Origin of the sequence: Sphingomonas sp. STIS6.2 (genome assembly GCF_000732685.2) — a bacterium.
Taxonomy (GTDB): Bacteria; Pseudomonadota; Alphaproteobacteria; order Sphingomonadales; family Sphingomonadaceae; genus Sphingomonas; species Sphingomonas aerolata.
Window position 1 is genome coordinate 39,321 of the sequence record NZ_JPDP02000164.1, and the last position, 13,309, is coordinate 52,629.

Annotated in this window: 13 protein-coding genes, 1 tRNA gene and 1 pseudogene; 4 read left to right on the forward strand and 11 right to left on the reverse strand. The window is 66.9% G+C overall.

Annotation, left to right across the window (positions count from 1 at the left end; genetic code table 11):
* Positions 1 to 58: 58 nt before the first annotated feature.
* The 5 genes from sphst_RS19860 to sphst_RS19880 form a co-directional block, all read right to left on the reverse strand.
* Positions 59 to 691, reverse strand: a complete 633-nt coding sequence (locus sphst_RS19860) for a response regulator transcription factor (RefSeq protein ID WP_031393599.1) — start codon at positions 689 to 691, stop codon at positions 59 to 61.
* Positions 684 to 2,327, reverse strand: a complete 1,644-nt coding sequence (locus sphst_RS19865) for a PAS domain-containing sensor histidine kinase (protein WP_234387772.1) — start codon at positions 2,325 to 2,327, stop codon at positions 684 to 686. The genes sphst_RS19860 and sphst_RS19865 overlap by 8 nt, the downstream gene beginning before the upstream one ends.
* Before the next feature lie 91 nt (positions 2,328 to 2,418).
* Positions 2,419 to 2,994 (reverse strand): GNAT family N-acetyltransferase, encoded by a 576-nt coding sequence (locus sphst_RS19870; protein WP_081877612.1) that lies wholly within the window; start codon positions 2,992 to 2,994, stop codon positions 2,419 to 2,421.
* 163 nt (positions 2,995 to 3,157) lie between these two features.
* Positions 3,158 to 3,232: transfer RNA gene (locus sphst_RS19875), tRNA-Glu, on the reverse strand.
* Between the two features lie 113 nt (positions 3,233 to 3,345).
* On the reverse strand, positions 3,346 to 4,719 hold the full coding sequence (locus sphst_RS19880; protein ID WP_031394637.1) for a class II 3-deoxy-7-phosphoheptulonate synthase: 1,374 nt from the start codon (positions 4,717 to 4,719) through the stop codon (positions 3,346 to 3,348).
* Positions 4,720 to 4,925: 206 nt separating this feature from the next.
* Between sphst_RS19880 and sphst_RS21000 the strand changes: the two genes are divergently transcribed.
* A complete protein-coding gene (locus sphst_RS21000) occupies positions 4,926 to 5,081 on the forward strand; it encodes a hypothetical protein (RefSeq protein WP_162235368.1) in 156 nt (51 codons plus the stop codon).
* A gap of 37 nt (positions 5,082 to 5,118) precedes the next feature.
* On the opposite strand, the gene sphst_RS19885 is transcribed toward sphst_RS21000, so the two are convergent.
* Together sphst_RS19885 and cysS are read right to left on the reverse strand one after the other, a co-directional pair.
* Positions 5,119 to 6,057, reverse strand: coding sequence for a D-2-hydroxyacid dehydrogenase (locus sphst_RS19885; protein WP_056406309.1), 939 nt, complete (start codon positions 6,055 to 6,057; stop codon positions 5,119 to 5,121).
* A gap of 61 nt (positions 6,058 to 6,118) precedes the next feature.
* On the reverse strand, positions 6,119 to 7,585 hold the full coding sequence (gene cysS / locus sphst_RS19890) for a cysteine--tRNA ligase (protein WP_056406311.1): 1,467 nt from the start codon (positions 7,583 to 7,585) through the stop codon (positions 6,119 to 6,121).
* 186 nt (positions 7,586 to 7,771) lie between these two features.
* Here cysS and rpsU point away from each other — a divergent pair, with 186 nt between their 5' ends.
* On the forward strand, positions 7,772 to 7,978 hold the full coding sequence (rpsU, locus tag sphst_RS19895) for a 30S ribosomal protein S21 (RefSeq protein WP_031394635.1): 207 nt from the start codon (positions 7,772 to 7,774) through the stop codon (positions 7,976 to 7,978).
* Positions 7,979 to 8,111: 133 nt separating this feature from the next.
* Entirely contained in the window at positions 8,112 to 8,681 is a 570-nt protein-coding gene (locus tag sphst_RS19900) for an FKBP-type peptidyl-prolyl cis-trans isomerase (protein WP_031394634.1), read from the forward strand.
* A 444-nt stretch (positions 8,682 to 9,125) separates the two neighbouring features.
* On the opposite strand, the gene sphst_RS19905 is transcribed toward sphst_RS19900, so the two are convergent.
* Complete coding sequence (locus sphst_RS19905) at positions 9,126 to 9,371, reverse strand: hypothetical protein (RefSeq protein WP_031394633.1); 246 nt, start codon at positions 9,369 to 9,371, stop codon at positions 9,126 to 9,128.
* A gap of 169 nt (positions 9,372 to 9,540) precedes the next feature.
* Positions 9,541 to 10,341, reverse strand: a complete 801-nt coding sequence (locus sphst_RS19910; RefSeq protein ID WP_051916432.1) for a metallophosphoesterase family protein — start codon at positions 10,339 to 10,341, stop codon at positions 9,541 to 9,543.
* Between the two features lie 92 nt (positions 10,342 to 10,433).
* On the opposite strand from sphst_RS19910, the gene sphst_RS19915 reads away from it, so the two are divergent.
* Positions 10,434 to 11,516, forward strand: a complete 1,083-nt coding sequence (locus tag sphst_RS19915; RefSeq protein ID WP_159043720.1) for a M48 family metallopeptidase — start codon at positions 10,434 to 10,436, stop codon at positions 11,514 to 11,516.
* Here the strand turns inward: sphst_RS19915 and wecC are convergent.
* Positions 11,513 to 12,808 (reverse strand): UDP-N-acetyl-D-mannosamine dehydrogenase, encoded by a 1,296-nt coding sequence (wecC, locus tag sphst_RS19920; RefSeq protein ID WP_031394720.1) that lies wholly within the window; start codon positions 12,806 to 12,808, stop codon positions 11,513 to 11,515. The genes sphst_RS19915 and wecC overlap by 4 nt on opposite strands.
* 12 nt (positions 12,809 to 12,820) lie before the next feature.
* Positions 12,821 to 13,309, reverse strand: a pseudogene (locus tag sphst_RS21405) (UDP-N-acetylglucosamine 2-epimerase); the annotation flags it as partial.

The following is a 13,309-nucleotide window of genomic DNA, read 5'->3' on the forward strand; positions in this document are numbered from 1 at the left end:
CGGACCTTCGATGACAGGACCCGCGGACCCGGTCTGTACGTAAAACACGGGGGGGCGCTCAGGCCGGGTCGGCAGGTTCCCCCAGACCCGCGGCAAAGGCGATGCGCAGCACGTCCGAGAGGCTGCGCGCCATCAGCTTTTCCATCAGATTGGCGCGGTGGACCTCGACCGTCCGCGTCGCGATGTCGAGATCGAACGCGATCAGCTTGTTCGGCCGGCCCAGGACCATCCCGTCCAGCACGTCGCGCTCGCGCGGGGTCAGCGCTGCGAGCAGGACGCGGGCCTCGGCCGCGGCAAGCTGGTCGCGACCGATCCGTGCAGCCTTGGCGAGCGCGGTCTCGATCGCCGCGAGCAACGTCGCGCGCTCGAACGGTTTTTCTAAGAACTCGATCGCCCCCGCCTTGATCGCGCGCACCGCAAGCGCGACGTCGCCGTGCCCGGTCAGCATGATCACGGGCAGGGTGATGCCGCGCTGCGCCAGCGTCGCCTGCACCTCGAGCCCATCGATATCGGGCATCCGCACGTCGAGCAGGACACAGCCACGCGCCTCGCGCGTGACGTGCTTGAGGAAATGCGTGCCCGACACATGCGTCTCGACCGCATAGCCCGCCTTGCGCAGCAGGAAGCCGACCGACTGGCGGATCGCGGGATCGTCGTCGACGACGTGCACGACTCGGCTGGTCTCATCCATCGACAACATCCTGTGTGGCGAGCGGTATCGTGAAGTGGAAGGCGGTACCGGCGGGGCATGTCGGTTCGACCCAGATCCGGCCGCCATGCGCCTCGACGATCGTCCGACAGATCGAAAGGCCAAGGCCCATGCCGTCGCTCTTGGTCGTCGAGAACGCGTCGAACAGGCGTTCGCGGATCGCCGGATCGATGCCCGCACCGGTATCGGCCACGCTGATCCGCACCCAGCCGTCGCGATCCGCCAGCGTCGCGATCGTCAGGCGCTTGTCGGGCGCGCAGGCCATTGACTGGATGGCATTGCGGATCAGGTTGACCAGGACCTGCTGGATCTGGATGCGGTCGACCCGCACCAGATCGGCGCCCTGGCGGATATCGGTGGTGACCGTGATCCCCGCCTCGTGCGCGCCCAGCAGTCCCAGGCTGATCGCCTCCTCGACAAGCGCGGCGAGCGGTTCGACGCGAAGCGCGGTGTCGCCGCCCTCGACGAACGCGCGCAGCCGCCGGACGATCGTGCCGGCGCGCAGCGACTGCGCCGCCGCGAGCTCGAGCGCCTCGGCGATCTCTGCCAGCAGCGGCGACGGCGCGTCGCCGATCATGTCCCGCGTCGCCTCCAGATAATTGGCGATCGCGGTCAGCGGCTGGTTGATCTCATGCGCGAGCGTCGATGCCATCGTGCCCATCGCGCTGACCCGCGAGACGTGGACCAGCTCGGCCTGCAGCTCCTTCAGCCGGCGCTCGGTCGCCTGGCGCTGGCTGATGTCGCGGATGAAGCCGGTGAAGATCCGCTCGCCCGCGATCGACGCCTCGCCGACCGCGAGCTCGATCGGAAAGACCTCGCCATTCTTGCGCAGCCCGTGTTCGAGCCGGACATTGCCGATGACGTGCCGCGCCCCGGTCCGCCGGTAGGTGTGCAGATGCGGGTCATGCGCAGCGGCATTCGCGGGCGGCATCAGCATCGCGACGTTGCGACCGATCACCTCGTCCGTCTCATAGCCGAAGACGAGCGCGGCGGCGGCGCTGAACGATACGATGACGCCGTATTCGTTCATCACGATCATCGCATCGGGGACGGTGTTCAGGATTGAGCGGAGATGATGTTCGCGGCGCAGGATCGCGGCCTCCGCCGCCTTCTCGTCGGTGATGTCGCGGATCACCTTGCCAAAGCCGCGCAGCGCGCCCGCGTCGTCATGCAGCGCGGTGATCGTCACGCTCGCGAGAAATTCCGATCCGTCCTTGCGGACCCGCCAGCTTTCCTCCTCGATCCGGCCACCGGCATGCGCGCGCTCGAGATCGGCGCGCGGCTTGCCCGCCGCGACGTCTTCGGCCGGGTAGAAGATCGCCGCATCGCGACCGATGATCTCGGCCTCGGTCCATCCCTTGATCCGCTCGGCGCCCCGGTTCCAGATCGTCACCCGCCCCAGCGGATCGAGCATGTAGATCGCATAGGTCGTTGCCGCATCGATCAGCAGGCCGAGTTCCTCCGCCAGCACGGCGGGACGTCCGGCAGCCGCGTCGCCCATGTCGGACGGATGCGCGATCATGCGGGCGGGGCGGCTGGTCGAGCTGGGCGCGTGCGGTTCATCGGGCTCTGGGCCTTGTCCGGCGGTCGGGTCCGATACGCCGGCGGCCAAGATCATGGTCGCCGGTACGGAACCGGCCTGGATGATAGACCAGAACCGCCGCACCGGCCACCGCCGGCCGCTCGCATGCCGCTGTGACCAGAACGGGTCAGGCGGGCGGCGATGCCAGCGTCAGTCGCAGGATCATCGCGGAGGGATCGCCAGGGCAGGGGGCGGCCGTCCAGCCGCGCTCGCGCTCCATGTCGATCGCCTGGTGATTGTCGCGGCTCTCGATCGATTCGAGCGTGCGGAGGCCCTTGGCGCGTGCGAACATCGCGACGTGATCGAGCAGAACCCAGCTGATCCCGCGCCGCTTGAAATCGCTGCGGATCGCGACCGCGACCTCCGCGCGCAGCCCGTCGTCATCGCCGACCAGCATCGCGGTCGCGAGGATCCGGCCGCTGCCGATCTCGCAGGCAAGGAAATGCTCGCTATGCTCGTGATCGACGCGCAGCAGCGCGAGCAGCTGTTCGTGCCCGACATGGTCGATCGCGCTGAGGAAGCGGAAGCGCAGGTCCTCCTTGCCGACATGCGTGAAGAAGTCGGCCAGCGCCGCCTCGTCATCCGGCGTGATCGGGCGGACGTGGAAGGCATATCCGGTCCGGGTCGTCAGATCCGCGCTCCAGTCGGTGGCCGGGGCGGGGAGGGTATCTGGCGAATCGGTATTGCGGGCGGCATCGGCCATGCTGGCATCCTTCCACGGGGTGCACGCCCTCGAAAATGAGGACGGCCCCGGGTAGCGCCCGCTCGCCCGTCGCTGCACCGTCGGGAAACACGTAGCGACACGATTGCCGCGCACACGAATGCCGCAGTGTACTACGTCCCAGTGATGTCAGAATGGGTAGACTTGGTGACCCCTACGAGAATCGAACTCGTGCTTACGCCGTGAGAGGGCGTCGTCCTAACCGCTAGACGAAGGGGCCGTGTAGTCGAGCCGCGCTCCTACGGAAGCGGGGCGCGGGCGTCAAGGCGGTGCGGCGGCAAAATCGCGCGAGGTGCACGTTTTGCCGCCGGATCGCCTTGACGATCGTCGTCGTCAGGCAGCGACCTTCTTGCGCTCGGCCATTTCGGCGTTGAGCATTTCGGCCAGAAGAAACGCCATCTCAAGGCTTTGGCTGGCGTTCAGGCGCGGATCGCAATGCGTGTGATACCGGTCCGCCAGGCTCTGCTCGGTGACGTCGACCGCGCCGCCGGTGCATTCGGTGACGTTCTGCCCGGTCATCTCGATATGGATGCCGCCGGCATGCGTGCCCTCGGCGCGGTGCACCGCGAAGAAGCCGCGGACCTCGGCAAGGATGCGCTCGAACGGCCGGGTCTTGTAGCCATTGGCCGCCTTGACGACGTTGCCGTGCATCGGGTCGCACGACCAGACGACGGGATGCCCCGCGCGGGTCACCGCACGGACGAGCTTGGGCAGCGCGGCCTCGATCGAATCATAGCCATAGCGCGTGATCAGCGTCATCCGGCCCGGGACGCGCGCAGGATTGAGCGTATCGAGCATCCGCAGCAGCGCGTCCGGCTCGAGGCTCGGACCGCATTTGATGCCGATCGGATTGCCGATGCCGCGCAGATATTCGACATGGCTCGACCCCTCGAATCGCGTCCGGTCGCCGATCCACAGGAAATGCGCGCTCGTGTCGTACCAGTCGCCGGTCAGCGAATCCTGCCGCGTGAGTGCCTGCTCATATTGCAGCAGCAACGCTTCATGGCTGGTGTAGAAATTGGTCTGGGCAAGCTGCGGCACGGTTTCCGGATCGATCCCGCAGGCCGCCATGAACTCGAGCGCCTCGCCGATCCGGTCCGCGGTCTCGGCATATTTCTTCGACCAGGGGCTGCGGCCCATGAAGTCGTGCGTCCAGCGATGCACCTGATGCAGGTTGGCATACCCACCCTGCGCGAACGCGCGGAGCAGGTTGAGCGTCGCCGCCGACTGCGAATAGGCACGGATCATCCGCTGCGGATCGGGGGCCCGCGACTCGGCCGTGAAGGCGATGTCGTTGACGTTGTCGCCGCGATAGCTGGGCAGCTCGACGCCGCCGATCGTCTCGGTATTGGCCGAGCGCGGCTTGGCGAACTGGCCCGCCATGCGGCCGAGCTTCACGACCGGCAGCTTCGAGGCGAAGGTAAGCACGACCGCCATCTGCAGGATGACGCGGAAGGTATCGCGGATGTTGTTCGCGCTGTGCTCGGCAAAGCTCTCGGCGCAGTCGCCGCCCTGGAGCAGGAACGCCTTGCCCGCCGCAACCTCGGCGAGGCTCGCGGTCAGGTTGCGCGCCTCGCCTGCGAAGACGAGCGGCGGAAACGTCGCAAGCTGTGCGGTCGCGGCGTCGAGCGCGCCGGCGTCGGGATACGAGGGGAGCTGGCGGGCTTCGTGCGTGGTCCAGCTGTCGGGGGCCCAGTTCGCGGCCATAATTGTTCGTCCGATTGGTGAATTCGAGGCGCGGCCATGCGCCGAATCGGCTTTTGGCGCAATCAAGTAAAGCTTGCAGGCGGACGAGTACCGGATGCAATGTGACTGATCGCAGCGATCCGGACGGTCAGGGGTTGCCCGAGATTGTAGAGAAAGCGCTTCTCAATGTCGGGCAGGTTTGGCACAGGGCGATGATGGATCTTCCCTTGCGAATTATCATTGCATTTTCGATCGTTGGCGTCGGTGTCGCGATCGGCGTGCCCGTGCTGATCATGATGATGAAGCGCCGCCGTCGCGACAAGCGCCGTCGTCGCGGGATCAAGGACTATAACAGCCCGAACAACGGCACCGCGCGCAGCTGATCGTGCGACCGCCGGTGCCTGCCACTGACGCTATCGTTCAATAGCCCGCTGCAAGATCAGCGACGTTCCGCATCGCGGACCCCGCGCGGTACGCCTGCAGATTGTCGAGGAACATCGCCGCTCCGCGTTTGAACATCCTGGTCTGGCTGCGACCCGACAGATGCATCGTCAGGATCGTGTTCGGCGCGGACCATAAGGGGTGATCGGCCGGCAACGGTTCGGGGTGCGTCGGATCAAGGAACGCCCCGCCAATCTGTCCCGAACGCAAGGCTGCGAGCAACGCCTCGTCATCGATCATGTCGCCGCGCGCGATGTTGATCAGCCATGCGCTGTCCTTCATCGCGGCAAGCTCGCCGCTGCCGATCAGCGTCTTGGTCGCATCGGTCGAGGGCGCGGCAAGCACCACCCAGTCGAACTCCCCGAGACGGGCGCGCCAGGCATCGGGCGTGAGCGTCGCGCCGCGCCCGGTCCGGGTCACGCCGGTCACGTCGACGCCAAAGGCCGCGAGCCGATCGCCGATCATCGCGCCGATCGTGCCATAGCCGATGACCAGCGCGCGCGTGTCGGCAAGCTCGATCTTGCCCGGCGCGTCCTTCAGCCAGACATGATCGGCCTGCGCGCGGAGGACGGTGTCGAGGCGCTTGGCGGCGACGAGTATCCCCATCACCGCATATTCCGCGACCGCGACCGCGTTGATGCCCGCACCGTTGGTCAGGATCACGCCCCGGTCGTGCAGCCATGCAAGGGGGAAGGCGTCGAGTCCCGCATAGATGGTCGACACCCATTTCAGCTGCGGCCCGGCGGCGCGAATCGCGTCCGCCACCAGGTGAGTCGGCTGCATGTCGACCCAGGCGATGTCCGCATCGGCGATCGCCGCATTCGCCTCGCTTGGCGTTGCAAACCATTCGACGTCGAGATCGGATGGCAGATGCGGTTCGAGCAGCGGACGGGCGGCGGCGGGGAGGACGGCTTTCATCCCCGCCTCTGTACCGCGCTTCGGGCGTGACGCCAAAGCGCGGAGTCGTCTCCGCCGCCGATCACCCGATCCGCCAGTCCCAGCCAAGCGGATCGCCGTCCATCACCTCGACCCCGGCGCTGGCGAGGTCGTCGCGGATCGCGTCCGACCGCGGGAAGTCCTTCGCAGCCCGCGCGGCGCGGCGCTCGGCAAGGCGTTCGTCGACGGCTGCGGCGTCGAGCGTGGCCGAGGCCGGCCGGACGCGCAGATCCTCGCGGCGCAGGGCTGCGAGATCAAGTCCCAGCACCGCATCGAAATCGGCCAGCGCGGCGAGTCGGTCCGCGGGCGACAGTCGCTTGTCTGCGAGCAGTTCGTCGAGGACCGGCAAGGCGCGCGGCGTTGCGAGGTCGTCGCAGACCGCGATGTCGAGTCGGTCGCGGTAGCCAGCGAGCAGAGCGCGGACGGCGTCGGTCGCGGGTTTGGCGGGATCGCTTGCCGAATTGCCTGGGGCCGCCCGGTCGCGCAACGCCTGCACGGTGAGCGCCAGCCGCTTCAGTCGCGTCGTCGCGGCCGCCAGATTGTCCCAGGAGAATTCCAGCTCGCTGCGATACTGCGCCTGGAGGCACATCAGCCGATAAGCGAGCGGGTGGAAGCCGCGATCGACGAGAGTCTGGAGAGTCGTGAACTCGCCGCCGGATTTCGACATCTTTCCCGAGCGTTCGACGAGAAAGTTGTTGTGCATCCAGAGGTTCGCCCCGGTGTCCGCACAGCCGCAACGCGCCTGATTCTGCGCAATCTCGTTCGGGTGGTGGATCTCGCGGTGGTCGATGCCGCCGGTGTGGATGTCGAACTGCGGCCCCAGATATTTCTGGCTCATCACCGAGCATTCGAGATGCCAGCCGGGTGCACCGCGTCCCCAGGGCGACTCCCATTCCATCTGGCGCATCTCGCCCGGGGCCGATGTCCGCCAGATCGCGAAATCCTGCGGGTGGCGCTTGCCCGCGACCGGATCGATCCGGCTCTCGCCGGCATCGTCGTTCGACCGGGCAAGCCGGCCATAATCCGGGACCGTGCTGGTATCGAAATACAGCCCGTCCTCGAGCAGGTAGCAATGCTCCGGCGCGATGGCCTCGGCAAAGGCGATCATCTCCGCGATATGGTCGGTCGCGAGCGGGAAGCGCGTCGGCGTGCGGATGTGGAGGTCGATCAGATTGCGCTTGAAGGCTTCGGTGTAATGTCTTGCGATCGCCCAGATATCCTGCCCGCTGGCGCGCGCGGCGGCCTCCATCTTGTCGTCGCCCGCATCGGCATCCGACGTCAGGTGGCCGACATCGGTGATGTTGACGATGTGCGTGAGGCCAAAGCCCTTCCACGTCAGCGTCCGCGACAGCGTGTCGGTAAAGACATAGGCGCGCAAATTGCCGATATGCGCATAGTTGTAGACGGTCGGTCCGCAGGAATAGAGCCCGACATTGGCGGGATCGATCGGCGCAAACGGCTCGAGCCGGCGCGTCAGGCTGTTATACAGGGTCAGGGCGTGCGTGGTCATGCGCGGCTCTTAGCGCTCGCTTGGCAGGCGCGTAAACCGGTGCCCGACGTCGATCCCGACACGGATAGGGCGGGTTTGGCTTGAAACAGCGGGCACACGCTGTTAGGGGCTCCCGTTCATGCGGCGCGGACTTGTTCGCGACGGCACTATCCATTCGTATCTATTCGACCGGAGCTTAACGGGTTTATGCAAATCATCGTCCGCGACAACAACGTCGACCAGGCCCTTCGCGCGCTCAAGAAGAAGCTGCAGCGTGAAGGCGTGTATCGCGAGATGAAGTTGCGCCGCCACTACGAGAAGCCGTCGGAAAAGCGCGCTCGCGAGCGTGCGGCTGCGATCCGTCGTTCGCGCAAGCTCGAGCGCAAGCGCGCCGAGCGCGACGGCGCACGCTAAGCTTCGCCTGCAGTAGGAACCCTCGGCTGCACGCGCAGCCAGGGTTTTGGGGGCCGCGTTACCGCGGCTCCGATTACGAATTCTACGGCACGCGCGGCGCTCCGGCGTGACCAGATGACCCGGGGTTTGTCCGATGTCGACCGTCACCGCCGTTCCGCTGCAGCCGACCAAGCGCAGCTATCTCATCTATCTGTGGCTGGGCATAGCGCTCGCGCTGATCGGCGCCGTCGCCCTTGCGCGCCAGGGTGACGATCCGCTGACCCGCAACGGGCGCGCCAAGGGTGTCGTCACGACCGCGTCGGGCCTCCAGTACAAGATCCTGACGCCGGGCAAGCCCGGTGCCGCCAAGCCGACCGATGCCGATGTCGCGCTGGTGAATTACGAGGGCAAGCTCCTCAACGGCACCACCTTCGACAAGTCGCAGCAGCCTACGCCGCTGCCCGTCACGGGCGTCGTTCCCGGCTTCTCCGAAGCGCTCAAGCTGATGCCAAAGGGCGGCAAGTACCGTTTCTGGCTGAAGCCTTCGCTTGGCTATGGCGACAAGGCGAGCGGACCGATCCCGGCCAACTCGACGCTCGTGTTCGACGTCGAGCTGCTCGACTTCCTGCCGCAAAGCGTCGTCCAGCAGATGCAGGCGCAGCAGCAGATGCAGATGCAGCAGGGTGCGCCGGGCGCCGGCGGCGCGGTACCGCAGCCGCGCTGATCGCCTCGTCGGGCGGTTCGCCGCCCGACTCGCCGGACTCGGCATCATGATACAGGGCCGTCCGCGACTGATCGTCGCGGGCGGCCTTTCTATGTCGGCGTAACTCGGATCATGCAGGGCTCGGCCGATGCGCCCGGTGACGCCTCGGGTCATCTCGCGCCCGCCTGCCATGGCCAAGGGTGGGCGCGCCGCGTCAGGGGTCAAACACCATCCGGCATTACAGCGGCATGGCGGATCATGCTCGTCTGCCGGAATTCGTGTGCAGGCCTCAGTCCCGCGGATCGTCGCAATCTATCGTCGATCTCGGTGGCACGCGGTGGCTTGCGCAGCGGTGCGAGGCGGGGAGGGGCGCTGGAGTGTCGCCGTATCCGCCCCGGACCCATCTGCGGCAGGCAAAAAAAATAGCGGCCCGAAGACCGCTATTTTCCAGAACTGAGCCTAGGCTTAGTTGCTGTCGCTGTCGTCGTCGTTATCGGCAACGATAACGATGCCGCCGACAACGGCTGCTGCTGCGAGGACTGCAACGATAACGCCGCCGCCTGCAACCTTGTTCTTCTTTGCGGTAACCGAACCGGCGCGAGCCGACTTCGAAACCGAAAGGCTTGCTGCCGAATTAACCGGTGCTGCCATGGCCGGAGCAACTGCCATCGTGGCTGCTGCTGCGGTCAGGAGATACTTCCCAAGACGCATGATGAACTCCCTTTGTGCTCGTCACGTAGGTCTTTGGCACGAAACCTGACCTTGCGCAACCGAGGTAACTGGAACGGTACGGAAGAGTTCCATACTGTTGCGAGCGGGCAACATGCCCTGATCGCCCTGGGGGTATACCCTATTGTAGTAAGACGAGAAGGCATAGTTTTCAGGATACGAGAGAATTTTCCGACGAGCCGGGGCGGGGTGCCGTCTGCAACGTCCATGTGCGATCGCCCTCGATCCCTAGCGCAGTCAGCCGACCGGTCGCATAGGCGCCCGTATCTATGCCGATACGATGCGCCATCGTCTGGACCTCTTCGATCACCGTGTGGCCATGGACGATCATCTTGTCGAGCGGGCTGCGATGATCGAGAAACGGATCGCGAATCCAGCGCAGATCCGAACCGCGCTGGTCTGCGAGCGGCGTTCCCGGACGGACGCCCGCATGCACGAACGCATAGTCGCCGATCGTGATCAGATCCTCGAAGCCCGCCAGGAACGTGCGATGCGCCTCGGGCACCAGCTGCGCGAGACGTTGCACCAGCTCCTCGTAATCGAGCCGCTCATATTCCGCCGCATCCATGCCATAGCTCAGCACCGTCTCGCGACCGCCGATCCGGCAGAAGAGCCGCAGCGCCTTGGGCTCGCCGTCGAGCGCGCCGAGGAAGATCTCCTCGTGATTGCCCTGCAGGAACCGCACGTCGGCGCGCGCCGCGGCATAGCCGATCAGCCGATCGATCACCGCGGCCGAGCCCGGACCTCGATCGACGATATCGCCGAGGAAGATGACCGTCGTCTCCGCCGCGCCGCGTGCCGCATCGTCCGCGTCGATCTGCGCGATCAGGTCGTCGAGCAGATCGGCACAGCCATGGATGTCGCCGACCGCATAGACGCGCCGGCCGTCGGGGATCGAACAGGATCGGCCCGCGGATCGCGGGGCCTTGGACCGAAAGAATCTTGAAATCATAAAGTCTATATCCGTTGGCACCGCACATAGAGGCTCGGGCGCGCCGTCGCAACGCGGCGCGGTTCGTCGACTCCTGCGCGAGGATGGATGGCGTGCGGCTGAAAGCCGTCTATCAGGGCCGCATGTCGATCGTCATGCGTATCCTGCCCGCAGTCCTGCTAAGCGCAGGTGCAGCCTCCGCGGTTCCGCCGCTGTCCGTCTCCCTCGCTGGCACCACCGCCGCTCCGGCTGCGGCACCCGCGGAGGCCCCGCCCAGGGCATTCTTCGAGGCGTTGCGCGCCGCGGATCTGCGGCTGGCGACGATCGGATACCGGCTGACCTCCGCCAATGCGGCGTTGTGCGACCGGCTGCAGCCGCAGATCGGCATGCCGATCCATGCGCTCAACCAATATAGTGCGGAGGCCAGGCCGAATGCGCTCAGCGTGTTCGGGTTCGAAACGCGGCTGGGGGTCGAGGCGGTGGTCGCCGACGGGCCGGCCGCGCGCGCAGGCGTCCGGTCGGGGGATTCGATCCAGCTGCTCGCGGGCAAGCGGCAACCCGGGATCGGTGCCGCGGACACCGCGGAAAGCCCCGCCGACCGCGACGCTGCCGAGGCCCTGATCGCCGCGCAGCCGCCCGGCGCACCGATCGCGATGACGGTCCTGCGCGACGGGCGCGCGGTCACGGTCTCGATCCCGGCTGTCGCGGGCTGCCGCTCGCGATTCGAGATCCTGCTCGGCAGCGGCCTCGATGCGAGCGCGGACGGCGCTGTCGTCCAGATCGGCGAGAAGTATTTCGAAGGCTATAGTGACGCGGAGATCGCAGTGATCGTCGCGCACGAGCTGGCGCACAACATCCTGCGCCACCGCGACCGGCTCGACGCCGCCAAGATCAGCCGCGGGCTGATGGCGGAGCTCGGCCGCAACGGCCGGCTGATCCGCCAGACCGAGGACGAGGCGGATCGGCTCAGCGTCTATCTGCTCGCCAATGCCGGCTTTGATCCGCGCTCGGCCCCGCAATTCTGGCGCGAGAAGGGGGGCACGATCGACGGCGGTCTGTTCCGCAGCCGCACCCACGCCTCGTCCAAGGCGCGGGCGACCGCGCTCGACGCCGCCGTCCAGGACATTGCCCGCCGCCCCGAACGGCCGATCCTGCCCGCCGACGTCCTCGCGCTGCGGACCCAGCCGCTCCGCTAGCCGGCGATCCGCACCGCCGGCTGCACCGGGCTGCGCGGCTGGTCGGGCCAGATCCCGCGCGTATCGAGCACCGTCTTCTCGCTGCGCTCCTCTAGCGGGATAGAGCGGAAGACGTCGTGATCGACCAGCACGACCATGATCGGGCAGGTCTCGATCGCAGTGTCGACGTCGATCAGGGTCGCGCCGGTGCCGGCAAAGCCGGGTGGAAGCGTGCTGGCATAGGGCTCGACGATCCGGACGCGATCCCCGAAGCGATTCGCCACCGCCAGCGCGACCTTCATCGCCGGGCTCTCGCGGAAATCGTCGATATTGGCCTTGAACGCGAGGCCCAGGCACGCGACCGGCGCAGCCGGATCCGCCGCGATCATCGCGGCGACCTGCGCGATGACGTGATCGGTCTTGCCGTCATTGACCTCGCGCGCGGTGCGGATCAGCGGCGTCTGGTCGGGCGCGGCATGGACGAGGAACCAGGGGTCGACCGCGATGCAATGCCCGCCGACGCCCGGCCCGGGCTGCAGGATGTTGACGCGCGGGTGGCGGTTGGCGAGCCGGATCACCTCCCAGACATCGACGTTCATCGTGTCGGCGATCAGCGACAGCTCGTTGGCGAACGCGATGTTGACGTCGCGAAACGCATTCTCGGTCAGCTTCGTCATCTCCGCGGCGCGCGCGGTGGTGGTGACGCACGCGCCGCGCACGAACCGGCGATAGAAGGTCAGCGCCTTGCGCGCACAGCGCGGCGTGATCCCGCCGATGACGCGGTCATTGTCGATCAGCTCGACCAGGATGCGTCCCGGCAGCACGCGTTCGGGGCAATAGGCGATCGCGATATCGGCCTGGTCCCGGGTCCGCCCGGGCACGCGCAGATCGGGGCGCAAGGTCGCCAGCAGGTCACGGACCTTCTCGGTCGTCCCGACGGGGGAGGTCGATTCGAGGATGATGGTATCGCCGGGTTTCAGCACCGGCGCGATCGTCGTCGCGGCACCCAGGACATAGCTGATGTCGGGTGCATGCGCGGCGTCGAACGGGGTCGGGACCGCGATCACGAAGACGTCGGCGGGCTCGACCGTCATCGCCGCGCGCAGTGTACCGCGCGCGACCACGCCCGAGACCAGACCGTCGAGATCGACCTCCTCGATATGCACGCGCCCCGAATTGATCGTCTCGACGACGCGTTCGGTCACGTCGACGCCGAGCACGCGCGCGCCGGTCCGCGCGATGATCGCCGCGGTGGGCAGGCCGATATAGCCCAGCCCCATGACGACGACGTTCAGTTCAGTATCGGAAAGCATGACGGATGATCCTCAACGATGGGCCGGTGCGCTGGCGACCGCCTGGGCCATGGTCTGCGCGATGGTTTCGGCGATCCGGGCAGCAGCGTGGCCGTCGCCGAACGGATTATGTGCGCGCGCCATCGCGGAATAGGCTGCTTTGTCGTCGAGCAGCGTGAAGATTTCGGAAACGATGCGGTCCTCGGACGTCCCGACCAGCTTTGCGGTACCCGCCTCGACACCCTCGGGGCGCTCTGTCGTCTCGCGCATCACCAGCACCGGCTTGCCGAGCGCAGGCGCTTCCTCCTGCACGCCGCCCGAATCGGTCAGGACGATCTCGGCAAGCCCCAGCGCGCGGACGAAGCTCGGATAATCGAGCGGCGCGATCCGCGCGATATCGGGCTGATCGCCGAGGATGCGGTCCATCACCGCGACGACATTGGGGCTGGGCTATATCGGCCTGCCCACCGCGGCGATCATCGCGCGGACCGGCGCGCGCGTGCTCGGCGTCGACGTGACCGA